Here is a 23,800-nt window from a genome sequence, read left to right as displayed (position 1 = left end):
ACCTTCGCCGTCGAGGAGGCCACCAGTGAACGAAATCAACGCCTCGGACACCACCTGGCTCCTGGTCTCGTCGGCAATGGTCCTGCTGATGACGCCAGCGCTGGCCCTGTTTTACGGGGGCATGGTCCGAACCAAGAACACGCTCAGCACATTCATGCACAGTTTCTTCGCCATGGGCATCGTGACCCTGGCGTGGGTGACCATCGGGTACTCGATGGCGTTCGCCGAATCCAAGGGCGGGTTGATTGGCGGCCTCGATTACGCGTTCCTGAACGGCGTCGGCACCGAGCCGCGCGCCGGGACGACCGTGCCTCACCTCCTCTTCATGGCGTTCCAGATGATGTTCGCCATCATCACGCCGGCGCTGATCTCGGGCGCCTATGCCGAGCGCATCAAGTTCTCGTCGTATGTGGTGTTCACGCTGCTCTGGTCGCTCGCGGTCTACAGCCCCATCTGCCACTGGGTCTGGAACCCGGGCGGCTGGCTCCTCGCGCGCGGCGCGCTCGACTTCGCCGGCGGCACCGTCGTGCACCTCGCCTCGGGCGCGAGCGCGCTCGTGATGGCGATCGTGATCGGCAAGCGCAAGGGGTACCCGACGCGCAAGATCGTGCCGCACAACCTCACCATGACGCTGCTCGGCGCGGGCCTGCTGTGGTTCGGCTGGTTCGGCTTCAACGGCGGCTCCTCGCTCGCCGCGAACGGCCTCGCGACCGTCGCGTTCGTGAACACGCACATCGCGGCCGCCATCGGCGCGCTCGCCTGGGCGCTCATCGAGGCCGTGCGCTTCGGCAAGCCGTCGCTCCTCGGCGTGGCGTCGGGCCTCGTGGCGGGCCTCGTCGCCATCACGCCGGCCGCGGGCTTCGTCGGGCCGATGGCGTCCGTCGCGATCGGGCTCGCGGCGGGCGCGGTGTGCTACGGCGCGGTGATGCTGAAGGGCAAGCTGGGCTATGACGACAGCCTCGACGCGTTCGGCATCCACGGCGTGGGCGGCCTGCTCGGCGCCCTGCTCACCGGCGTGTTCGCCTCCAAGGTGTGGAACTCGGCCGGCCAGGACGGCCTCATCAAGGGCAACTCGGCGCTGCTCACCGAGCAGGTGATCGCCGCCGCGGTCGCGGCCGGCTACGCGGCGCTGGTCACCTTCGTGCTCGTGAAGGGCATCAACGCGGTGATGGGCTTCCGGGTCGACACCGAGACGGAAGACGAGGGCCTCGACGGCGTCCTCCACGGCGAGGAGGCCTACGCGCTCGGCGAGGGCAGCGCGCACGCGGTCGAGTCGATCCCCCCGACCTCCTCCGCGCCCGCTCCGTCGCCGGTCCTGGCGCGCGAAGGCGCCTGATCCAGCGCAGCGGAAGCGCGCCCGCGAGGGCCGCCTGGCGAGCGCCGGGCGGCCTTCGCCGCTTTGTCCCCCCCTCGCTCCGGAGCGCCGAGGCCGTCGTTTGAGCTCGAGAGATTGAACCACAGAGGCACAGAGGGCACAGAGGAAGAGAGAAGAGAAAGCTCAGAATCTCTTCTTCATCCCTCTGTGCCCTCTGTGCCTCTGTGGTTCAAATTCTCTCGCTGGCACGAGCGCCGCGCTGCGCGAGCGCCTCACCTGCACGCGAACAGCGGCTCGCCGGTCTCCTCGCAGCCCCGCTCGCACGAGATCTTGGCGCACCCGCAGCGGCGCAGCGCCCCGCGGTCGCCGGCGTGCCGATCGCAGCCGTCGCTGAGGCTGCCGCACTCGGCCTCGCAGCGCTCGACCTGAGCAGGCGACGGCGCGCAGTCGACGACATCCGTCCGTCCAGCGGCCTCAGCGCCGCTGCACACCTCGACGGACGCGACCTGCTCGAGCAGCGGGATGCGTCCTCCCGTCATGCACTGCGCGTGCGGCTCACAGACGTGGTCCCGCAGCACCGCCGTCACGCGAACGCGCTGACCGGTCAGCGAACGCCAGTCGGGACCGAGCCAGCGCTCGGCGTCCTCCCGCGACATGATCCTCCCGCCGATGAGGGGCTGCGCGCCCTTCGTCAGCTCCAGCGTCCCGACCCAGCGCTCGCGCGGTGACGCATCGCCAGATCGCTCCTTCTCCACCGGCGGAGACGTCGGCGGCGTCCCAGCGGGCGCGGAGCCCGCCGGCGGCGCCGTCGAGGCGACCGACGCCGCGCGCGCCGTCGAGGCGACCCGCGCCCCCCTCGCCGGCGCGGCGGGCGCGCTCTCCGCGCAGCCGATCGCCCCGGCGCCGCACGCGCCGGCCAGCGCTCCGCAAAGCCACAGCCACGCCCCCGCCGCGACAGGATCGCGCCGCGCGGCGCCCACCGGGATGGAAGAGAGCACGCGCCGTTCTACCACGCGCCGGCCGCCCGGCGCGCCGCCTCAGCTCGCGGCGCGCAGCCACTGCCGCGACAGCTCGAGCACGCGCGCGTTCTCGGGGATCTCCCCGAGGAAGCTCCGTCGGTGCGCCGCGGGCAGCCGCTCCGCCCGCGCGCGCAGCCGCTCGCCCACGCCGGCGATCACCGCGCACGCGGCCTCCCGCTCGCCCGCCGCGTGGAGCGCCTCCGCGTACACGAGGCGGGCGAACGTGCCCTTGTAGCCGGGCGCGCCCCAGCGATCGTGCGCCGACACCACCTCCGTCGCCGTGGCCAGCGCGCCCTCGACGCGGCCCGCGGCGAGCTGGATCGAGGCGAGCAGCGCCCGCGCGCCCGCCTGCTCCAGCGGCAGGAACGCGAGCAGATCGATCGCGGTCAGCGCCTCGCGCTCCGCCGCCTCGAGGTCGCCCTCGCGGCGGAGCAGGCTCGCGAGCGCCCAGCGCGCGAACCCCTGCTGCAGCGGGTTGCGCCGCTCCAGCCCCATCCCGAGCATCGCCCCCGTCTCGGCCCGCGCCCCGTCGAGCGCGCCGCGATCGATCAGCATCTCGATGCGCAGGAACGTCCGCAGCCACGACACCGGGCCGAGCTCCTCGCCCGCGGACATCGTCTCGAACAGCTCGCGCTCCGCCCGGTGGAGATCGCCGAGCAGCCGCGCGTTCATCCCGATCGCCACCTGCGACACGATCGACCCGCGCCAGTAGCCCGCCTGCACGAAGCTCGCGCGCGCCGCCTCGGCCTGGCACAGCCCCGCCCACAGATCCCCGTCCCGCCACGCCTCGTGGAACGCCTGCGCGATCTGCAGCCACCCGCGCACCACCGGCTCGCGATCGGCGACCGGCTCCGCCACCGCGCGCACCCGCCGCGTCAGCGCCTCGGCGAGCCGGAACTCGCCCATCTGGGCCGCGTAGTAGCTCCCCACCGCGAGCGCGAACGCCGCCACCCCCGTCGCCTCCGGCGCGAGCTCCACCGCCTGCAGCGCCCGCACCGTCGCCGTGAACTCGTCCATCCGCCCGAGGTGGATGTCGGCGGTGATCTTCGCGGGCACCGTCCGCACCCACGGCATGCTCCCGGGCGTCAGGAAGCGCTGCGCCTGCTCGAGGTAGAGCAGCGCGTAGTCCCACTCGCTGCGCCACGCGTGCACCTCCGAGAGCACCCCGAGGAGGCTCAGCTGCACCGCATCCGGCACGCCGCACTCGAGCCCGCGCCGGGCGCGCGCGATCGCCGCGTCCGCGTCGCTCCCCCGCAGCGCCTGCTCGGCCGCGCGCAGGTAGAAGCTCCCCGCGCGCAGGAGGTCGAGCCCCCGCTCGTAGTGCTCGGCGAGCATCGTCGGATCGCTGGCGCCGTTCTGCTCCAGGAACGCCGCGGCGAGCCGGTGCCCGAGGACGCGATCGGTGTCCGTGAGCATCTCGTAGGCCCCCTCCCGCAGAAGCGCGTGCCGGAACATGAACTCCTCGTCCTCGGGGAACCGGCTCTCCTTGCGGCGGACGAGCACCTCCCCGTCGCAGAGCTCCGAGAGCACGTCGTGCGGCGCGGCCCACGGCTCCGCGCTCCCGAGCAGCGCCTCGACCCCGCCCCGCCAGAAGACGTCGCCGAAGACGCTCGCCGCGCGCAGCACCTTGCGCGCCTCGCCGTCGAGCGCGGCGAGCCGCGCCTGGACCATCGCCAGCACCGTCTCCGGCAGCACGTCGCCCTTGCCCTCGGCCACGGCCCGGATCAGCTCCTCCAGGTAGAACGCGTGGCCGTCCGCGTGCGCCACGAGGCGCGCCACCGTCGCCGCGTCCAGCTCCTCGCCGAGCGCGTGGCGCACCAGGCGCTCGCACGCCTTCTTCGGCAGCTTCGCGAGGTGGATCACGCTGAGCGCGCGCCCGCTCCAGAGCGACGGGAACAGCTCGTGGACCTCGGGGCGCGCCAGCCCGAGCACCATGAACGGCTGCTCGCCGAGCGCGCCGAGCACCGCGTCGACGAAGCGCACGGTCGGCAGATCGCCCCAGTGCAGGTCCTCGAGCACGAGCAGGACGGGGCGCGCCGACGTCTCGGCGGCGAGGAAGTCCTCCCACGCGCGGCGCATCTGCTTGCTCATGGTCTCCGCGTCGTCGCGGGCCGCGCGCAGGAGCGCGCTCTCGGCACCCGGGAACGGGACGCCGGCGATCTCCCCGAGGAACACGGCGACGCGCTCGCGGTCGGGGCCGGGGACGTGCCGCGCGACCCGCGCGGCGATCTTCTGCTGGCGGGCGGCGGCCGCCTCGCCGCCGTGGATGCCGCACGCGCCGCGGATCGCCTGCCCGAGCAGGCCGAACGCCGAGCCCACGCGCAGCGCGTCGCCGCACCCGGTCCAGATCTCGACCGGGCCGCCCTCGGCGCGGAGCGCGCGCGTGAACTCGTGGGCGATCCGGGACTTGCCGACGCCGGGGGGCGCCGTCACGAGCACGGCGCGGGCGACCGGCATCTCGACGCACTCGGCGAAGATCGTCTGCAGCGTGAGCAGCTCGCGATCCCGGCCGACGCACGCGCTCGCCTTGCCGAGCAGCGTCTGCGCGCCGCCCGCGAGGTCGCGCTCGCCGTGGAGCTCCCGCCGCTCGCCCTCGCCGGACACCTCGAACCGCGCGCCGAGGAGCCGGGCCGTCACGTCGTCGATCGCGATCGGCGGCGCGCGTGTGTCGGGCTGCCGCTGGACCGCCCGCCGCGCCTCGCAGGCGCCGAGCAGCCGCGCGGCCCGATCGATCGCCTCCCCCATCGGCAGCTGCCGCGCCATGTGCGCCCGGCCCGTGGAGAGCGCCATCGGCCGGGTCGGGGCCAGCTTCCGCAGCGCCAGCGCGCAGCGCGCCGCGTGCGCCGCCTGATCGGTCGCGTCCCGGCTCGCGACGATGGCGATCACCGCCGAGCCGTCGGCGAGCGCCTCCATGTGCCCGCCGTGCGCCTGCACGACCTGCCGCAGCTGCGCGTCCACGGTCACCTGGAGCGTCTGGTCGAGCGGCGCGGTGTCGGCCTCGACCTGCGCGGGCTCCTTCCCCACGAGCAGCACGGACAAGAGCCGCAGCTCGCTCGAGGTGAGCGCCTCGGGGCGCTCCGACGCGGCCACGCGCGGGGGCCCGCAGCCGGCGGACCACAGGGTGTTCAGGATCACGGCGACGGTCGCGCCGTCGCTGAGGCGCTCGTCCGGCTCCTTCGCGAGCATCAGGTGGATCACCGCGTCGAGCTGCGGGGGGACCTCGGGGCGGAGCGAGCGGACCGCGGGGACCTCGCCGAACAGGATCTTCGCGAGGATCGCGGGGATGTTCTCGCCGACGAACACCGGGCTGCCCGTGAGGCACTCGAAGAGCACGCAGCCGAGGGCGAACACGTCGGCGCGCGGCGTGAGCGCGTTGTACCCGACGCGCGCCTGCTCCGGGGCCATGTAGGCCGGCGTCCCGAGGGCGACCCCCGTCAGGGTCATCGGCGTCGCGTCGAGCCGCCGCGCGATCCCGAAGTCGAGGATCTTCACCTGGTCTATCTGCCCGTCGACGAGGAACAGGTTGCTCGGCTTGAGATCGCGGTGGACGACGTCGTGGGCGTGCGCGGCCGCGAGCGCCTCGCCGGCCTTCACCCCGAGCGTCAGCGTCTCTTCGATGCTGAGCCGGCCGCGCAGGAGGCGCCGCGCGAGATCCTCGCCTTCGAGCCACTCCATGGCGAGATAGGACTTGCCGGACGAGGCCCTCCCGTGGGCCACGTGCCGCACGATACCCGGGTGCGAGAGCTCCGACAGGAGCCTTGCCTCCCGCTCGAACCGCGCCTCGTGCGCGCCCTCGCCGAGCACCACCTTGAGGGCGACCGTCTCGCCGGTCGCCCGATCGCGGGCCCGGAACACCTCCCCCATGCCGCCGGAGCCAGCGAGCGTGAGGAGCTCGAACCGCTGCCCGACGACGTCGCCGACGCGCATGAAAGAAGTATTGCCCGGCCGCCGATGCGATGTCCAGCGCGCGAGAAGGAGAGTCGGTCCCGCGTACGATTCCTCGCGCGGCTCGCGGCTCGCGGCTGGCGGCTCGCGGCTCTGCTTGCGATCCTCGTACGATTTCTCGCTCTACGTCTCTCGTGCTCGACAATCACGCTGGCAGCCGACATGCACGTTCATGACGTGCTTATGTCCAGGCGTGTCCACGCCGAGCGAGCGTGGGAGTCCACAGCGCTGCGCGCGCGCTCAGCGCGGGCCGTGGAAGGTCACTCCGATCCTCGGCGACGGCGCGGATCGGGCTGCGCGGCGCGCGGCGGCGCCTCGGCGTTACGTCTCGTGCGGAGCGCGCGGAGCCCCTCCGGCGCGAGGTCCTCGAGCGCGGACGACAGCGACTGATGTGTGGACAGATCGCCGAGATCGATATCGAGGGCGACCAGGCTCATCGCGATCTCCGGGCGCACGCCGACCAGGATGACACGGGCGCCGAGCAGGGCAGCCGCGCGGTGGATCTGCTCCAGCGCGTGGGCGCCCGGGGCCTCGAGGCGCGGGACGCCGGTGATGTCGAGCAGCACGCAGCGCGCCCGGTGCTGGTTCACGCCCTCGACCACGCGCTCGAGCACCTCCCGGGCGCGGCCGGTGTCGAGCTCGCCGATGAGCGGGACGAGCAGCACGCCGCGCAGGAGCGGGATGAGCGGGCAGCCGAGCTCGCGCACGGCCGCCGAGAGCGCGCGCTCGCGCAGATAGGCCTCCTCCAGGCTCGCGTGCTGCTCCGAGAGCGACTGCATCAGCGCGTCGCGCTCGAGGGCCGCGCTGAGGAGCGCGCCCCAGATCGCGACGGTGCCCTCGTCGCCGGCGCTCTCGATCGAGCCCGGGCCCACGATCGCGAGCACCCCCCAGTCGCGGTGGAGCGTGCGAATCGGCTGGAGGGTCACCATGAAGGGGCCGCCGGCGGTCGAGGGCGGCAGCAGCTCGGCGGGCGGGAAGGCCTCTCGCGCGTAGACGTCGCCGAGGGCGGGAGTCGGGGTGCCATCGCGGCTGTACGCGCCGGTGACGACGAGTCGCTCGCGGGTCATCGGGTCTTCCCAGAGCCCGAGGCACCCCCAGACGGCGGTGGTCGAGTCGAGCCAGGAGAGCGAGCGGGACTCTTCCTGGGTGCCGCCGAGCAGCGCGAGGCTCACCTCGTGATCGGACCGCACGACCACGCCGAGCTCCTCGACGAACTGCCGCTCGGCCTCGATCCGGGCCAGGGTGAGCGAGAGGCGCAGTCGCTCCAGGAACTCCTCGACGCGCGCCTCGGCCGACTCCGCAGCTTCGGCGGTCCACCCCGCGCGCGGGCGGCGGTGCCGGCCGAGGAGGCGGGCGATCCCCATCAGGCTCTCCACGTCGGGCGTGAGGCGGACGGCCTGCTGGCAGGCCTCGTCGATCGCGTCCGACGGAGGGGGGCTCGCGCCCTCGAGCGCCGCGAGGTGCCCCTCGATCACCGTGGCGACGCCGGGCCACACGGCGGCGGGGGGCGTATCGGACGGGAGCGGATGGCCGATGAGCAGCTCGACCATCTGCCGGGCGAGGACGCCGCCGGCGACCTCGCCGGGCGCGCCGCCCCGCCGGTGGAGGAAGCCCTGGAGCATGTTGCACCCGCAGGTCCGCCGCGGGACGAACGAGGTCGGCGCGAGCACGGGCCCGGGCGGGACGGCCTCGCCGGCGAGCTGCGCCAGCACGAGATCGCACGCGATCTTCCCGAGGCCGTCGAACCGCTGGCGCACGGTGGTCAGGGGCGGGGTGGACCACTGGGCCTCGGTGATGTCGTCGAAGCCGACGATCGCGAGATCGTCGGGGATGCGGCACCCCGCGGCCTGGAGGACGGACATCATGCCGAGCGCGTTCTTGTCCGTGGCGACGACCGCGGCGGTGAACTCGCCCCGGCGCGCGAGCATGGCCTCTGCGGCCTTGGCGCCGCCGGATTGCCAGTTGTTCTCGGCCTCGAAGACGAGCCCGGGGTCGAAGGGGATGCCGCTCTCGGCGAGCGTCTCCTTGTAGCTCTCGAAGCGCTCGCGGATGTCGTCCTGGTCCATGAAGCCGACGTAGGCGATGCGCCGGTGCCCGTGCTCGACGAGGTGGCGCACCGCGGCGCGCATGCCCTTGCGGTTGTCCGGCATCACGGTCGGGCAGCCCGCCTCGGGGGCGCTGGTGCTGATCGTGACGAGCGGGACGCGCGCCGCCGCGAGCCGCTCGATGCCGTCGGTGGCGAGCACGACGATCCACCCATCCACCTGGTCCCGGGCGAGCGAGGGAGCCTGGACGAAGTCGGGGGTGCCGCAGATCACCAGGACGCGGTGGCCGCGCTGCTGCGCCGCCTGGTGGACGCCTTTGAGGATGGCGCTGAAGTAGAAGCCGTCGAGGAAGGGCGTGAGGACGCCGATGGTGGTCGGGCGGGAGGGCATGGGGGGTGCGCGCGCGCTCCGGGCGTCCGCATCGTCGCGGTCCGGGCGTCGGCATCGTCGGTGCTCATCCTACCGGACATCGCACCACCGGAGGAACGCCCCGGCGGCGAGATCGCCGCGCGCGATGAGCGCGAATCGTGCAGCCCGCCGCGGCGCGAAGCGCGCCGACCCGCGCGGAACGCCGGGGCATTCGCCGCCTCGCCAGCGTCGGCGCGCGGCCCGCGAGCCTTCCCCACCCGGGTCGCCTCGTGTACACGCGATGGAAGCGAACCAGCATCGGCGCCCGTAAATCCCGTGTGACTTGTGATCCACCCGCGTGTACACAGGCCCCCTACAATTTGGCGACTGAGCTAACATTCTCTCCGCATGACGCGCCGCACCATACGAAGTCGCCCCCTCCCCCGCCGCGAGCCCGGTCCGCCGGCGCGAAGGGGGCGGCGGTGAGCGATCCGGCCGTACGTACGCTGATGTCGGTCCTCGGCGCCTGCGTCGCGCTCGCCCCGGCCGGGGCGCGGGCGGAGGAGTGCGACCGCGGGGCCGCCGACGTGTCGTGGGTGCGCCTCGCGGGCGCGGAGGCGCAGTGCCCCAGCGCGGCCCAGTTCCGCGCCGAGATCTCGCGGCGGCTCGGGCGCGATCTCGTCACCACGGGCAAGGTCGCCTCGATCGAGGCCGTGGTGCAGGGGCAGCCCGGCGCCTGGTCGACCACGATCCGCACCCAGCTGTGCGACGGCGCCCCGCCGACCGTCCGCGAGTTCTCCGACCACGGCCAGAGCTGCGACGGGATCGTGGCCGCCGCGGCGGTGCACATCATGCTCACCACCGATCCCGAGGCCGCCCTCTCCGCCCCGGCCGAGGCCCCCCCGCCGCCGGCCGCCGAGCCAGCGCCGCCCCCTCCGCCGCCGCCGGCCGCCGTGCGGCCGCCGAGCCCGCCGGCGGCCGTGCGGTCGCCGGAGCCGCCGTTCCCCTGGCCGGCCGAGACCCGGGCCGCGCCGCCGCCGGCCGAAGATCCCGCGCCCGCCGGGCTCTCGGTCGCCTGGCGCGGGTTCGCCTCGGTGGGCCTCGTCCCCTCGCCCGGCGCCGGCGTCGCCCTCTCGGGCGAGTGGGCGGTCCTGCCGCGGTGGACCCTCGAGACGGGGGCGCTCTGGCTCCCGGAGCAGCACGCGACCCAGCGGACGTTCGCCTTCGGCCTCACCGCGGGCTGGCTCGGCGGCTGCCTGGAGGCGGTCCGGAGCCGATCGCTCGCCTTCGGGCTCTGCGGCCGCGTGGTGGCGGGTGCCATCTACGCGGTCGTCTACGGGGACGAGCAGATCACCCCGACGATCCTGCCCACCGACGTCGGCTCGCGGGCCTGGCTCAGCCTCGGGGCCGGCACCCGGCTCGGCGTCCGCATCGTCGGGCCGCTCCGGCTCGAGACCGGGATCGATCTCTTCGTTCCAATGACACGGTACAGCTTCCAGCTGCAGGACGGGCAGCCGGCGGGCTTCGAGCAGCCGGCCATCGGCGGCGCGGCGTTCGCGGGGGTCGGGGTCACCTTTTGATGAAGGATCCCCCGGCTGGCGGCATCCACCAGACCGTGGAGCAAGCTTTACGAGCAGAGGTCCTGGGCGACGCCAAGCAGTCGCCGCGGAGCCTCGTCGCCCTACACGCCGAGCACGGCGGATTCGTCTGGGCCACCCTGCAGCGGTTCGGCATCCAGCATCCGGACCTGGAAGATGCCTTCCAGGACGTCTTCATCGTCGTCCAGCGGCGGCTCCCGTCCTTCGACTGGGCCTGCCCCATCACGACGTGGCTCTTCGCCATCTGCCGCCGCGTCGCCGCGTCGCACCGCCGCCGCGCCCACACGCGGCGGGAGCGCCTCGGCGAGGTGGTGGACGACGTGCCGGACTCCGCGCGCGGCCCCGAAGAGATCACCTCCCAACATCAGGCGAGATTGAAGCTCGATGGCATCCTCGAGGCCATGGATCTCGACCGAAGAGCCGTGTTCGTCATGTTCGAGATCGAAGAGATGCCCTGCAACGAGATCGCGAGCCTGGTCGGCGTCCCCGTCGGCACCGTATACTCGCGCCTCCACGCGGCACGGAAAGAGTTCGCGACGCTGTTGAAGAAGAGCGAGGCCGAGCGCGCGCGCAGGGGGCTCCAATGAGCGATCCGAAGCGATGGAAGCTGGAAGGTGGCGGCGCCCCGCTGGGAGCGCGTGAGCTCCTCCTCGCCGCCTCGCGCCCGCGCCCGATGACCTCCGCCGAGCTCGCGCGCACCGCGGCCCGGGTGGCGCCGCTCGCGACGAGCGCGGGCGCCGGGGCGACGGTGCCGATGTGGATCAAGGGGATCTTCCTCGCGGTGGGCCTCGGCGCCGGCGGGGCCGGGCTCTACGCCGCCCTCGACGACGGCCGGAGCGCCGCCGCGCCGGTCGCGCCGCTCACGGACCTGCCGCTGGAGCAGCTGTTCTCGAGCGCGCGGGGCGGCCTGCCCGCCGCCGCGCCGCCCGCGCCCGAGCCGGCGCCCGCGCCGGCGGCGGAGCCGGCGCCCGAGCCGGCGCCCGCGCCCGTCGCCCGCCGGGAGGCGCCGCGGAACACCCGGCCGGCCGCGCCGGCGCCCGACGCGATCGCCGCGGAGGACAACGACGACCTGGTCCGGGAGTCCAACCTCGTCGACAAGTCGCGGGCCGCGCTCGCGCAGGACCCGGCGGCCGCCCTCGCCGCGCTGGCCCAGCACGAGGCCGATTTCCCCAAGGGACGGCTCGCGGAGGAGCGGGAGTTCATCGCGATCCGCGCGCTGATGCGCCTTGGGCGCGCCGACGAGGCGCGGGCGCGCGCGGCCGTGTTCATGGCGCGCTACCCGTCGAGCTCCTTCGCCGAGCCGGTGCGCCGGATCGTCAGCGCGGCGCCGTGACCCCCTGACGGGCCGAGGGCCGTGAGGCCGCGGCGCCGTGACGGGCTGAAGAGCGGACGCGCCCCTCACGATTTCGTGAAGGGCCAGCGAGCTCGGCAGCATTCACGGGGCATGCGGCGATCGTCGACGAGGTTGGGCCGGCACGCCGGGCCCGGCGCCCGGGCTGGCCCCCCGGCGGAGGCCGTCGTCCTCCCGGCGGCCTCCGCGCGCCCGCCCGCCGCATACACGCGCGGCGCCGCCGTCATCGGTCGGGGAGCTGAGCCCCGCCGCCGACGGCCATGGCGGCGAGATCCGTACACCGCCCCATGAACATGAGCGTTCGCTGGACAGGCATCTTCCTGGACAAGGCGCTCTTCCCTATCGACGACCGCGGCTCGGGCCGCGAGGGTCGCGCGCAACCGCGCCTTCACGCACGAGCTCCCTACGACGCTCGAGCACATGAACGGCGAATCCCTCGTCCACGCCAGCAACGATGTTCTCCGGGTGTCCATCGCCGGCCGACAGGAGCCGCGCGCGGCGCCTGGCATGTCACGAACAAGACATCGGATAAGGCTTGCTCGGGACGTAAATACCACTATTGTTCAGCCCGCGTTCACGGGCTGCCGCTCCGGGAGATGACGGCGTCTCATCGCCTCATCGCAGAGCCGTAGGCCCGACGCTATCCATGCGCGTCGTGTCCCGCTCGGGCGCGCGCTCGATTCGTGTCTTCGCAGGCCGACGCGCGATCGCCCGCGGTCGTCGGGCTCCGTCCGCACGTTCATCCATCACCCGGGAGCGCGCGCACTGCAGCGCGGGCTCCGTCGTTCGTCGTCGTCGTTCTCAGGAGGTTTCATGTTCTCTAAGCCGTCGAGTTCGAGCAGTCCGGTGCGCTCTCCTGTTGGTTCTGCCCCCGCCGGAGCGCTCCGGCGGGCGCGGCGCGCCGCGCTGATCTCGCTCGCGATGCTGCCCGTTTCCTGCGCGGATCTCTCGCCGACGGACGGCGGTCCGGCCGATCTCGCGGAGGGCGACACCGCGTCCGCCGCACAGGAGCTCTCCCTGGCGTTCCCGATCGAGGGGCGCAAGTCGCTCGTCGTCACGAACGCCGATATCCTCAGCGCGTTCACGCTGAAGGACGTGCTCCAGCAGCTCATCGATCAGGCGGGCGTCAGCCTGACGCCCCTCCAGCTGTTCCAGCAGCTCATGGACACGAACCGGAAGGCCGCGGACGGGCTCGGGCTCGGCCCGAACTGCGATGACGTGGTGATCCCCGGCTCGGACGGGTCGATCAACGGCTGGCCGATCGACTGCCCCCGCGCCGTGGGCTTCGAGGCCGAACGGGATCCCTTCGCCGACGAGACCGCCGACAACGCGTACGTCGCCACGACGCTGTCGAACCGCTTCGACCTCGCCCCGCCGGACGGCGCCAACTGCGGTGAGTACCGCGTGGTCTTCGCGAGGCGCTCGGGCATGACCCCGGGGGCGTTCCAGCTGCGCAACTTCATCATCTTCGAGGCCCGGCTGCCCAACCCGACGCCGAGCCTGGGCCGGGAAGGCTGCCGCCCGATCGTCGATTTCTGGTACGGCCTGTCGGACCCGTTGGAGACCCTCGCGGACCGGCGGGACGCGCTGCACGACTTCTACTTCGAGGGGCTGCCCGGGTTCGAGCCCGTCATCCACATCGATCATTACGGTCAGAACACAGGGCCGTTCGGCGGCCAGATCCGGACCAACGAGTTCCTCTTCGCCCCCGAGGTCGTCGGGGATCCGCCCGTGCCCTTCACGACGTGGAACCTGCGGGAGTTCAGGCTCCTGCACAGCGGCTCCGGGACGAGCGCCACGCTGGTCGCGACCCCGTCGTTCGTGAAGGACACCCCGGCCGCGCCGCTCTTCGATCCCGCGTCGACCGACGCGCGCGCCGTCACCTTCCGGAACACGTCGTTCCCGAGCCTGGTGGAGCGGCTCGCCGCGGCGGACGACATCAACCGCTTCGCGTTCGAGCCGGGCTACCCGACGACCATGAACGCCGGGGAGAGCCAGATGATCGGGCTCCAGAACAACTACTTCGCCCCGTTCGGCAGCGGGCCCTCGGCGCTCAGGACCAGCATCCAGAACAAGCTCACCGCCATGGGCAGCACGCTCACGCCGGACCAGATCGTCGGGCGCGCGTTCTCGCTGTCGTGCAGCGGGTGCCATGAGCCCATCGGCGACGCCACGGGCTCGCCCACCGTCGAGCTCGATCTCGGTACGACGGATACGCTGGCCAAGAGCGCCCCGTTCGTCCAGACGACCGAGCAGCTCGAGAGCGACCCCATCGAGGGCGGGCAGCGCTTCGTCATCTCGGAGGCGCTCACCGAGGTGTTCATCCCGTTCCGGGAGAACGTGATGGCGGACTTCCTCCTCAACAACCCGATCCTCGGGTTCGAGAAGCCGGGCGCGTGGACGTCGACGCAGGCCCAGCTGTCGCTCCACACGGGCCGCGCGGTGGAGGGCATCTCCTCGCTCCAGGTCCTGACGCCGGGCACGTTCCACGCGGTCGTCAGCCCGAATTTCAGCACCGCGGGGCTCACGATCGGCAACAAGATCACGGTCGACCTCTTCGTGTCCCCCGCGCAGCCGAACCCGAGCTGGGTCGGAAACGTCGAGGTGCTGATCTCGATCCCGTCGGCCGGCATCAACAACCAGTGGGCCGGGAACGTGCCGCTCACGCCGATCACGCGAGGGTCGTTCCAGAGGATCCAGTTCGCCGCGCTGTCGACGGCGACCAAGAACGCGCTGAGCGCGACGCCGCGGCCCACCGACGTGAAGCTGCAGTTCAACTTCAACGTGACCAGCAACTCGGGGCCGTACTACCTGGATAACGTCCGGTTCGAGAACTAGCGCGGGCGGGCGCTCGCGAAGGCGAGCGCGCGCTCAGGAAGAGGCGCCGGTGCTCTCCCCCCCCGGCCGGCGTCCTCTTCCTTTTTCTTTTGTGGCCCAACCCTCGACCCTCGCCACGCTCGCCCGCGTCCGGCCACGGCGCGGGGCGCTCGCTCACCCAAGAAGCTTCGCGCAGGATTTCGCTTCCCGGTGAACAGGGCGCGGAAGATCCGTGCTGCCTGCCGATCGGATGAAGGACAGCCGCCGTCTCACCATCCAGGGATCAGGTGGCATGAGCGACGACCGGAACGGCATGGCAGGAGAGGGCAGATGCGGCGCCAAGGCACAATGGGGGGCCGTGCAGGCGCATGTAGGCGCCAGGGAACGCCATGACAGCCGCCGTTTCCGCAGGCTCACGCTCCGGAGGGCCGCAGCAGCAATCCGTCGGGCACGATCCGTCAAGACGGATAACATATCCGCTATAGTGGACAAAGGCCGTTGGCTTTGTTATGACGCGCTCATGTCAGGCATTGCCATCATCACTGGAAGCGTTTCCGCCCGTTCGAAGACCGCCGCGCTGGCGGCCCGGATCGCGGCGCGGCTCGGGCGCGAGGGGTTTCGCGTCACCACCGTCAACGTCCGCGATCTCCCCGCCGAGGACGTCCTCTTCGGCCGCGTCGATTCGCCCGCCGTCGCGGACGCGGTGCGGATCGTCGCGGAGGCGTCCGGGGTCGTCATCGCGACGCCCATCTACAAGGCCTCGTACACGGGCGCGCTCAAGGCGTTCCTCGACCTCCTGCCGCAGTTCGGGCTCGCGGGGAAGGCCGTGCTGCCGCTCGCGACGGGGGGGACGCTCGCGCACGTGCTCGCCATCGATTACGGGCTGCGCCCGGTCCTCCAGTCGCTCGGCGCTCGGCACGTGCTCGCCGGGCTCTTCCTCCTCGACAAGGCGCTCCGGCTCGGCGAGGACGGCGCGCTCGAGATCGATGACGAGCTCGGAAGCAAGCTGGAAGAGGTCGTGAGGCCCTTCATCGACAGCGTGCTCCGCGAAGGCCTCCCGCTCCCGGCGCGCGACGTGGCCGCCTGAGGTCCGGCCGGGGAGGAGGGCGGCGCAGGCCGCCCTCCGGTTCGATCGCTCGATCCCACGGAAGCGAAAGACACCTGCCAACAGTTCCCGGTGCTTCGAGGTAAACCATGCGCTTGCTCACCCTCCCCACCCCGGAATCGACCACGGCCCCGACCGAGCGCGCCACGGCGCTCGCCTTCGAGGACCGCCGATCGCACCAGCTGCTCCAGCGCGTGAAGCAGGCGGCCGCGGGCGACGCGGCCGTGCTCCTCGCCGGCGAGACCGGGACGGGAAAGGAGATCCTCGCGCGCTACGTGCACGAGCTCGGCGCGCGCCGCAGCCGGCCCTTCGTCGCCGTGAGCTGCGCGGCGCTGTCGCCCGCGCTCGCGGAGAGCGCGATTTTCGGCGTCGAGCGCGTCGAGCGCGTCGAGCAAGGGAGCGGCGCGAGGGGCCCCGCCCCGAAGCGCAGCCTGGTCGAGGCCGCCGAGGGCGGCACGCTCTACCTCGACGAGATCGGGTATCTGCCGGTCGGCGCGCAGGACAGGCTGCTGCGCTTGCTGCAGGAGCGCGAGGTCGTCCGGCTCGGCGCGCGGCAGCCGGCGCCCGCCGACGTGCGCGTCATCGCCGCCACGAGCGTCCCGCTCGAGGACATGGTCGCCGTCGACAGGTTCCGTGAGGACCTGCTCTCCCGGCTCTCCGGCGCGGCGATCGCGGTGCCGGCCCTGCGCGAGCGGCCGGGCGACATCCTCCCGCTCGCCCGGCATTTCCTCGCCGTGTACGGGCGCCGCCTCGGCCCCGCGCCGTGCGTGCTCGCGTCGTCGGCGATGGATCGCCTGCTCGCGCACCCGTGGCCGGGCAACATCCGCGAGCTGGAGCACGTCATTCAACAGGCGCTCCTCGTCTGCCGCGCCGGCCGCGTGACAGGCAGCGATCTGCGGCTCGCGAGCCTCCCCCCGAAGGCGCCCCCGCCCGCGCTCCCCGGCGCGTCGAGCGGCGTCGACGCGTGGATGGCCACGCTCGAGAGCGCCATCACCGCCCTGTTCGAGGGCGACTTTCCCAACGTGCACGAGCGCGTCGAGGAGCTCGTGATCCGCGCCGCCTACCGCCGCTGCGAGCGCAACCTGGGGCACACCGCGAACCGGCTCGGCGTCAGCCGCGATCTCGTGCGCGCGCGCCTCTTGCAATCCGGCGAGCTCGCGGCGCCCCCCACGTCGGAGTCCCCAGCTTCGCTGTCGAGGGCCGGGGAGGCGCGCGCGGCGGTGCGAGAGCTCCTCGCCCCCGAGCCCTGACCGCGCGCCGCGCGCCGCGCGGAGCCGCCCGGCGGCGCGCGCGACGCGGCGCTCCGGCCGGCTCAGCTCTGCGACCGCTGGGGGAGGATGTCGTTGGCGATCACCTCGCCGAACGGCCCCGTGAGGTTGGTGCGGACGTCAGGCCCCTTCCGCGCGAGGGAGAGCCGCGGGAAGAGCAGCTCGGCGACGCGATAGGCCTCCTCGAGGTGCGGATAGCCCGACAGGATGAACGTGTCGATCCCGAGCTCGGCGTACTCCCGCATGCGGAGCGCGACCGTCTCCGGGTCGCCCACGAGCGCGGTGCCGGCGCCGCCGCGGACGAGCCCGACCCCGGCCCAGAGGTTCGGGCTGATCTCGAGCGCCTCGCGACGCCCGTTGTGCAGCGCCGCCATGCGCCGCTGGCCCTCGGAGTCGAAGCGCGCGAACGCCTGCTGCGCCGCGGCGATGGCGCGGTCGTCGAGGTGCCGGATGAGGTCGTTCGCCGCGGCCCACGCGGCCTCGGCCGTCTCGCGCACGATGACGTGCAGGCGGATCCCGAAGCGCACCTCGCGCCCCTCCGCGGCCGCGCGGCGGCGCACGTCCGCGATCTTCTCGGCCACGGCGGCCGGGGGCTCGCCCCACGTCAGGTAGACGTCGTGGTGGCGCGCGGCCAGCGCGTGCCCCGCGGGCGACGATCCGCCGATGTAGAGCGGCGGGTGCGGCGCCTGGATCGGCGGATACAGGAGCTTCGCCCCCTTGACGCGCAGGTGCTTGCCCTCGAAGTCGACCGTCTCGCCGGCCATAACGCGGCGCCAGATGGTGAGGAACTCGTCGGTCACGGCATACCGCTCGTCGTGGCCGAGGAAGACGCCGTCGCCCTCGGCCTCCGCGGGATCGCCGCCGGTCACCACGTTGAGGATCAGGCGGCCGTCGGAGAGCCGGTCGACCGTGGCCGCCATACGGGCAGCCCACGTGGGCGAGACGATGCCCGGCCGCAGCGCGACAAGGAACCGCAGCCGCTGCGTGAGCGGGATCATCGCCGACGCGACCGCCCAGGCATCCTCGCAAGACCTCCCCGTGGGGAGCAGCACGCCGTAATAGCCGAGGTCGTCGGCGGCCTGCGCGATCTGGCGAAGGTAGGCGAGAGAGACGGGGCGCGCCCCCTCGGCGGTGCCGAGATAGCGGCCATCGCCGTGCGTCGGGAGAAACCAGAAGATGTTCATGAAATCGTGGGCTCCTCGCCCGTGGATCATCGGGCCTGCGGCCCGGAGGCACGTTTCGCGCCGCAGCCGCGAGGTGAGGGGCTTCCGCGCGAGCGCCGGCCGCCGTCCGGGGGCGCCTGCGCGCACCGCGGCGCCGCCGCTGCTGCCGGAGCAGCAGCTGCTGCTGGAGCAGCAGCGCACGCGCAGCGACTGCTGCTGGAGCAGCAATGCCGGACAGGCTTCATGGCGCAACGACCGAGTCCGCGCGGGCGGCTCGATGGCACGGCGCATGCCTATTTATAAGGCAATTTCCGACTTTAGCCAGTGATGTGCCCATGGCGCGCGACGTCGCGACATCGCATGTCCACCGAGGCCGAGGCATGCAGGGCGAAGTGGCTCACGCAAGCAATGGACAGTCGCCTCCGGCGCCGGGCAGCGCGCTCGATGTCGCCGACGACCTCGCGCGCGCCTTCGCCGCGACGGCCGTCGAGCGGGACAAGCGGGGCGGGACGCCCAAGGAGGAGCGCGATCGGCTGCGGCGGAGCGGGCTCCTGTCGCTCTCGGTGCCGGCGTCCCTGGGCGGCTGGGGGGCGCCCTGGACCGTCGTGCTCGAGGCGGTCCGGCGCGTCGCCCGCGCCGACAGCGCCGTCGCCCACGTGTTCGGCTTTCATCACCTGATGCTCGCGACGCTGCGGCTCTTCGGGAGCGCGGACCAGGCGAGCCGGCTCCAGGCCGCGACCGTCGCGGAGCGCTGGTTCTGGGGAAACGCGCTGAACCCGCTCGACACGCGCGCGCGCCTCGTGCGCCGCGGCGACGGCCTCGCCGTGCGCGGCGCGAAGAGCTTCTGCTCCGGGGCGAGCGACTCGGACATGCTCATCGTATCGGCGCTCGACGACGCGACATCCAAGCTCGTGGTCGCCGCCATTCCCACCCGTCGGCCGGGGATCCGGGTGCTCGACGACTGGGACAACATGGGACAGCGGCAGACCGACAGCGGCACCGTCGAGCTCGACGACGTCGAGGTGCGGGCGGACGAGCTGCTCACCACGCCGGGGCCGCTCGGCTCGCCGTTCGCCTCGCTGCGCCCCTGCCTCGCCCAGCTCGTGCTGGTGAACGTGTACCTCGGCCTCGCCGAGGGGGCCTTCGAGGAGGCGCGGCGGTACACGCGCACGCGGCGGCGCCCCTGGATCGCCGCCAAGGGGACGCCCGCGACCGAGGACCCGTACGTCCTCCTGCGGTACGGCGACCTGTGGCTCGCCCTCGAGGGCGCGCGGCTGCTCGCCGATCGCGCCGGGGCGGCGTTCCAGGCGGCGTGGGAGCAGGGAGATCGGTTGAGCCCCGAGCAGCGCGGCGGGTGCGCGATCGCCGTCGCCGCGGCGAAGGTGGCGACCTCGCGCGCGGGGCTCGAGATCACGAACGACATGTTCGAGGTGATGGGGGCGAGCGCGACGGCCGCCAGCGCCGGGATGGATCGGTTCTGGCGGAACCTGCGCACGCACACGCTGCACGACCCGGTCGATTACAAATCGCGCGAGCTCGGGGCCTATGCGCTGAACGGCGCGATCCCGGAGCCGAGCTTCTACTCGTAAGGGAGCGCGACACGACCGGTCCGGGCAGCGACCCCTCCGGGATGGCGACGTCGAGGCGCGGCGCGCACGGCGGGGCGGGCGCCGTGACGGGAGCTCGCCGGACCGGATCTTGGCAAGAGCGATCGGCGCGCGTGCGCCGTCATGAGGAGAGAGACATGGCGAGACGAGATGATGCAGGGGTCCGCGAGCGCGTGGGGGCAATTGTCGCCGCCGTGATCGCGCCGAACGCCGAGCGGATCGATCGCGAGGGGGTGTTCCCGCGCGAGAACCTCGACGCGCTCGCGCGCGAGGGGTGGAATGGGGTGCTCCTGCCCGAGGAGCTCGGCGGCCTCGGGCTGGGCCACACGGCGTTCGCCATCGCGGCCGAGGAGATCGGGCGCGCCTGCGCGTCGACCGCGCTCGTCTACGTCATGCACATCGGCGCGGTGCAGACGATCGCGCTCTTCGGCAACGACGATCAGAAGGAGCGGTGGCTCAGGCCTGCCCGGCGAGGGCTCGTCGGCACCTACTCGACGAGCGAGAAGGCGTCGGGCGGCCACTGGTGGTTCAACTTCAGCGAGGCGGCGCGCGACGGGGACGATTACCTGATCTCCGCCGAGAAGTCGTTCACGACCAGCGCGGGGAAGGCCGACTATTACGTCCTCCAGACGCGCACGCCGGGCGCGAAGGGGCCGACCGACATCACCTTCTTCATCGTCGACGGGAAGCAGCCCGGCATCGAGGCGGGCCGCTGGGACGCCCTCGGGGTGCACGGCAACCACAGCGGGCCGATCCGCTACACGAACGTGCCCGTGCCGCGCCGCGATCGGCTCGGCGCGGAGGGTCAGGGCAAGGACATCATCTATCACGGCGTCTCGCCGGTGTACCTCATCGGGCTCGGCGCCGCGTGGCACGGCGTCGCCCGCGGCGCGCTCGCGACCGTGACCCAGTACGCGCTCGGCACGGTGCACCGCGACTTCGATCGCCGGCTCGCCGATTACCAGGTCCTCCGCCAGCAGCTCGGGGAGGCGAAGGTCCTCGTCGAGAGCCTCCGCCCCTGGCAGGCGGCGCTCGCCGAGCAGCTCGACGAGCTCCAGGCGGCGGGCAGGCCGCAGGGCGAGCTGCTCATGCCGCTCACGGAGTTCAAGGTCCACGCCGCCGAGGTGGCCAACAAGGTGGCGCGCCTCGCGCTCGACGTGAGCGGCGGCTACGGCTACCGCCGCGGGCCGCTCGAGCGCGCCTTCCGCGACGCGCGCGCCGCGATCGGCATGGGGCCGTCCAACAACATCGCGCGCGAGTGGATCGGCAAATCCCTCGTCGGCTTGCCGCTCGAGCTCTTCGAGGCCGGCGGAGAGTGAGCCCCCGCGGGCACGCTTGGAGGAATACAATCATGAGTGATCACGGAAATAATGCGCTGACCGCGCTGACCTCGACGACGCCCTCGCGCGGCCCCGTGAAGTTCGCGTACTGGGTGCCGAACGTCAGCGGCGGGCTCGTGGTGAGCAAGATCGAGCAGCGGACGCACTGGGGCTTCGACTATAACCGCAAGCTCGCCCGGCTCGCCGAGAGCAGCGGCTTCGAGTACGCGCTCAGCCAGGTCCGGTACATGGCGAGCTACGGCGCCGAATACCAGCACGAGTCGACGTCGTTCAGCCTGGCGCTCTTGCTCGCGACCGAGCGGCTCAAGGTGATCGCGGCGGTCCACCCGGGGCTGTGGCACCCCGGGGTGCTCGCGAAGCTCGGCGCGACCGCCGACGACCTGTCGGGCGGGCGGTTCGCCGTCAACGTCGTCAGCGGCTGGTTCAAGGGGGAGTTCACCGCCCTCGGCGAGCCGTGGCTCGAGCACGACGAGCGATACCGGCGCTCGGAGGAGTTCATCCGGGCGCTCCGCGGCATCTGGACCGAGGACCACTTCTCGCTGCGGGGCGACTTCTACCGGATCAACGATTTCACGTTGAAGCCGAAGCCGGTGCAGAAGCCGCACCCCGAGATCTTCCAGGGGGGGAACTCGAAGGCGGCGCGGCAGATGGCCGCCCGCGTGTCCGACTGGTACTTCATGAACGGCAACTCCATCGAGGGCGTCCGCGCGCAGGTGAGCGAGATCCAGGAGCTCGCCGCGCGGGCGGGGCGCCGCGTGAAGTTCGGCCTGAACGCCTTCATCATCGCCCGCGACACGGAGGAGGAGGCGCGGCAGGTCCTGCGCGAGATCATCGCGCACGCGGACGTCGAGGCGGTGAACGGCTTCGGCGACGCCGTGCGGCAAGCCGGCCGCGCGTCGCCCGAGCGCGAGGGCATGTGGGCCAACTCCAATTTCGAGGATCTCGTGCAGTACAACGACGGCTTCCGCACGGGCCTCATCGGCACCCCCGAGCAGATCGCGCGGCGGATCGTGGCCTATCAGGCGGCCGGGGTCGATCTGGTGCTGGGCGGGTTCCTGCACTACCTCGAGGACGTGGAGCAGTTCGGGAAGAAGGTCCTGCCGATCGTCCGCGAGCTCGAGGCCGACGAGGCGCGCAAGGCGGCCTGAGGGCGGCCGGCGCCGGCGCCTTCCGGCGAGCTCGGTCCGGGCGGCGCGGGCGCCCCGCGGGTGGTCGACCCGGGATCAGCCCTCCTCGTCGCCCGGACGGCGCACCATGCACCCGTACATGAACGGCGGATAATCGGCGTCCTCTCCGCGATTGCGCCAGGCGCCGACGGGGGTGATACCCTCGCTCGTCAGCCGCCACGGGCCGAGCAGCGGTCGGATGGCCTCCGGGGCGCGCATGTGGAACCGGAGCCCCGGCGCCTCGAGCAGCTCGACGATCCGCGGGTACCGGCGGCACATCTCGCTGTCGAAATCGAGCGCCATCAAGCTGCCGACCGGCGCCAGGTCGTAGAGCGACGCGAACGTCGCCGCCAGCTTGTCGTCGGCGATGAAGGCGGCGACCCCGACGAACACGATCCCGAGCCGCCGGATCGGCCCGAGCACCCGCTCGACCGGCGCCCGATCCAGCGTGGTCAGGTCCGAAGCGTCGCAGTAGGCATACCCGACGTTCGGCTGGCCGGCCAGGATCCGCTGCCCCATCGCGATGTTGATGGGATCCACGTCGGTGTAGAGCACCCGCGCGTCCGGCACCGCCTCGTGGACGTTCCCGGAGGTCGGCAGCCCGGCGCCGAAGACGAGGAGCTGATCGATCCCCTCCGCGCGGATCGCCCTCGCGGCGCGCCCGATGTACGCGCGCAGGACGCGGAAGATGCCGCGGAAATCGCCGTAAGCGGCCTCGTATTCCTTCGCCGCCTCGACGTCGACCGGCAGGTAGTGAATGCCGCCGAGCCAGTAATCGATCATACGCGCCGCGTTCGCGTGAGCGAACCGTCCCACGGATGCTGAACCGCTCATCATCTGCTCTCTCCGCGCCGCGCGCCGGTCGGCCCCGGCGGGGCACCTCATCGGCGCGCGACCAAAAGGACGCCATCGTTGCCGATCGCGCTCGGCTTCCTCGCGAAATGGACCCTCAGCTCGCCTGCGAGCCGCATCTTCATGAGCTCCGCCGCCGGGTGCCGGTCGTACCAGAACCGCTGAAGGACCTCCGCGGCGCTCGCTATCCTCTCCTCGAGATCGGCCTCCTCGCAGCGGAGCTCGACGTTCACCCTCGTCATCTCGATGCTCCTGAAGCCGCGGCCGAAGAGCACCTCCGCGGCCGTCGCGAGCAGGGATCCCTGATGGTCGGCCGCGTCGCCCGCCACGGCGCAGCAGTTCCTGTTCAGCAGGCCGATCATCTCGTTGTCGGGGGCCCCTTGCACGATCAAGATCCGCGCCCCGCGCCTGTCGCACACCCGGATCATCTCCTCCACGGCCGTCACGACGTCATCGACGTAGTGAAGCACCCAGGTCGACACGACCCCATCGAACGTGTCGTCCTCGATCGGCAGGCGCTCGGCCCTGCCGCGCAGCACGCAGATCCTGTGGCCCGCGCGCGCCTCCTCGATCGCGGAGGCGCTCGCCGCGTCGGGCTCGACGGTCGTGCACCCGCCGAGCGCCTCCGCGATGCGCCGCACGACCACCCCGGTTCCCCCGCCGATATCCAGGATCCTCGTGCAGCCCTCCAGCCGGTCGAGGAGGGGCGGGATGTCGTTGCGGACGAACCGGCGCGACGCGAGGGCCCAGGCGTGGTGGGTCAGCCGATGCGGCCGGCGGAGGCGCGCGGGCATCGCCTCCGGCGCACCGCAGAGAGGATAGCGGCTGACGTCGAACCCGATCATGGCCTCTCCTGCCGGC

The 23,800-nt window shown here is 72.7% G+C and carries 16 protein-coding genes; 10 read left to right on the top strand and 6 right to left on the bottom strand.

Annotation, left to right across the window (positions count from 1 at the left end):
- The first annotated feature begins 25 nt into the window (after positions 1 to 25).
- On the top strand, positions 26 to 1,336 hold the full coding sequence (locus WME83_RS14225) for an ammonium transporter (RefSeq protein WP_437319825.1): 1,311 nt from the start codon (positions 26 to 28) through the stop codon (positions 1,334 to 1,336).
- Positions 1,337 to 1,587: 251 nt separating this feature from the next.
- Here the strand turns inward: WME83_RS14225 and WME83_RS14220 are convergent, their stop codons facing one another.
- From WME83_RS14220 to WME83_RS14210, 3 genes are all read right to left on the bottom strand, one after another.
- The gene (locus WME83_RS14220; RefSeq protein ID WP_437319824.1) at positions 1,588 to 2,313 is read right to left on the bottom strand and encodes a hypothetical protein; all 726 of its coding nucleotides are present in this window, start codon (positions 2,311 to 2,313) and stop codon (positions 1,588 to 1,590) included.
- Between the two features lie 39 nt (positions 2,314 to 2,352).
- Positions 2,353 to 6,261 carry a protein kinase domain-containing protein gene (locus WME83_RS14215; protein WP_437319823.1) on the bottom strand — a complete coding sequence of 1,303 codons (3,909 nt, stop codon included), beginning with the start codon at positions 6,259 to 6,261 and terminating at the stop codon, positions 2,353 to 2,355.
- Between the two features lie 278 nt (positions 6,262 to 6,539).
- Positions 6,540 to 8,714: a substrate-binding domain-containing protein gene (locus WME83_RS14210; protein ID WP_437319822.1), complete on the bottom strand. Its 2,175-nt coding sequence runs from the start codon at positions 8,712 to 8,714 to the stop codon at positions 6,540 to 6,542.
- A gap of 440 nt (positions 8,715 to 9,154) precedes the next feature.
- Between WME83_RS14210 and WME83_RS14205 the strand changes: the two genes are divergently transcribed.
- The 6 genes from WME83_RS14205 to WME83_RS14180 all read left to right on the top strand — a co-directional run bounded on the left by WME83_RS14205 (position 9,155) and on the right by WME83_RS14180 (position 16,793).
- Complete coding sequence (locus tag WME83_RS14205; protein ID WP_437319821.1) at positions 9,155 to 10,252, top strand: hypothetical protein; 1,098 nt, start codon at positions 9,155 to 9,157, stop codon at positions 10,250 to 10,252.
- The gene (locus tag WME83_RS14200) at positions 10,252 to 10,857 is read left to right on the top strand and encodes an RNA polymerase sigma factor (RefSeq protein WP_437319820.1); all 606 of its coding nucleotides are present in this window, start codon (positions 10,252 to 10,254) and stop codon (positions 10,855 to 10,857) included. Before WME83_RS14205 ends, WME83_RS14200 begins: the two co-directional genes overlap by 1 nt.
- Positions 10,854 to 11,603 (top strand): hypothetical protein, encoded by a 750-nt coding sequence (locus WME83_RS14195; protein WP_437319819.1) that lies wholly within the window; start codon positions 10,854 to 10,856, stop codon positions 11,601 to 11,603. Before WME83_RS14200 ends, WME83_RS14195 begins: the two co-directional genes overlap by 4 nt.
- A gap of 939 nt (positions 11,604 to 12,542) precedes the next feature.
- Entirely contained in the window at positions 12,543 to 14,459 is a 1,917-nt protein-coding gene (locus WME83_RS14190; RefSeq protein WP_437319818.1) for a hypothetical protein, read from the top strand.
- Positions 14,460 to 14,958: 499 nt separating this feature from the next.
- Positions 14,959 to 15,525: an NADPH-dependent FMN reductase gene (ssuE, locus tag WME83_RS14185; RefSeq protein WP_437319817.1), complete on the top strand. Its 567-nt coding sequence runs from the start codon at positions 14,959 to 14,961 to the stop codon at positions 15,523 to 15,525.
- A gap of 107 nt (positions 15,526 to 15,632) precedes the next feature.
- The gene (locus WME83_RS14180; protein ID WP_437319816.1) at positions 15,633 to 16,793 is read left to right on the top strand and encodes a sigma 54-interacting transcriptional regulator; all 1,161 of its coding nucleotides are present in this window, start codon (positions 15,633 to 15,635) and stop codon (positions 16,791 to 16,793) included.
- Between the two features lie 62 nt (positions 16,794 to 16,855).
- Here WME83_RS14180 and ssuD read toward each other — a convergent pair whose 3' ends face one another.
- Complete coding sequence (gene ssuD, locus WME83_RS14175) at positions 16,856 to 17,995, bottom strand: FMNH2-dependent alkanesulfonate monooxygenase (protein ID WP_437319815.1); 1,140 nt, start codon at positions 17,993 to 17,995, stop codon at positions 16,856 to 16,858.
- 359 nt (positions 17,996 to 18,354) lie between these two features.
- Between ssuD and WME83_RS14170 the strand changes: the two genes are divergently transcribed.
- The 3 genes from WME83_RS14170 to sfnG all read left to right on the top strand — a co-directional run bounded on the left by WME83_RS14170 (position 18,355) and on the right by sfnG (position 22,069).
- A complete protein-coding gene (locus WME83_RS14170) occupies positions 18,355 to 19,563 on the top strand; it encodes an acyl-CoA dehydrogenase family protein (RefSeq protein WP_437319814.1) in 1,209 nt (402 codons plus the stop codon).
- A gap of 155 nt (positions 19,564 to 19,718) precedes the next feature.
- A complete protein-coding gene (locus WME83_RS14165; RefSeq protein WP_437319813.1) occupies positions 19,719 to 20,900 on the top strand; it encodes an acyl-CoA dehydrogenase family protein in 1,182 nt (393 codons plus the stop codon).
- 32 nt (positions 20,901 to 20,932) lie between these two features.
- Complete coding sequence (gene sfnG / locus WME83_RS14160) at positions 20,933 to 22,069, top strand: dimethylsulfone monooxygenase SfnG (protein ID WP_437319812.1); 1,137 nt, start codon at positions 20,933 to 20,935, stop codon at positions 22,067 to 22,069.
- 75 nt (positions 22,070 to 22,144) lie between these two features.
- Here the strand turns inward: sfnG and WME83_RS14155 are convergent, their stop codons facing one another.
- On the bottom strand, positions 22,145 to 22,921 hold the full coding sequence (locus WME83_RS14155) for an SAM-dependent methyltransferase (protein ID WP_437321998.1): 777 nt from the start codon (positions 22,919 to 22,921) through the stop codon (positions 22,145 to 22,147).
- 47 nt (positions 22,922 to 22,968) lie between these two features.
- Positions 22,969 to 23,784 (bottom strand): class I SAM-dependent methyltransferase, encoded by an 816-nt coding sequence (locus tag WME83_RS14150; protein WP_437319811.1) that lies wholly within the window; start codon positions 23,782 to 23,784, stop codon positions 22,969 to 22,971.
- Positions 23,785 to 23,800: the final 16 nt, after the last annotated feature.

This window comes from Sorangium sp. So ce385 (genome assembly GCF_051474135.1).
Taxonomy (GTDB): Bacteria; Myxococcota_A; Polyangia; order Polyangiales; family Polyangiaceae; genus Sorangium; species Sorangium cellulosum_D.
The sequence above is the reverse complement of the archived record's forward strand: the minus strand, read 5'-3'. Positions and strand labels throughout refer to the sequence as shown.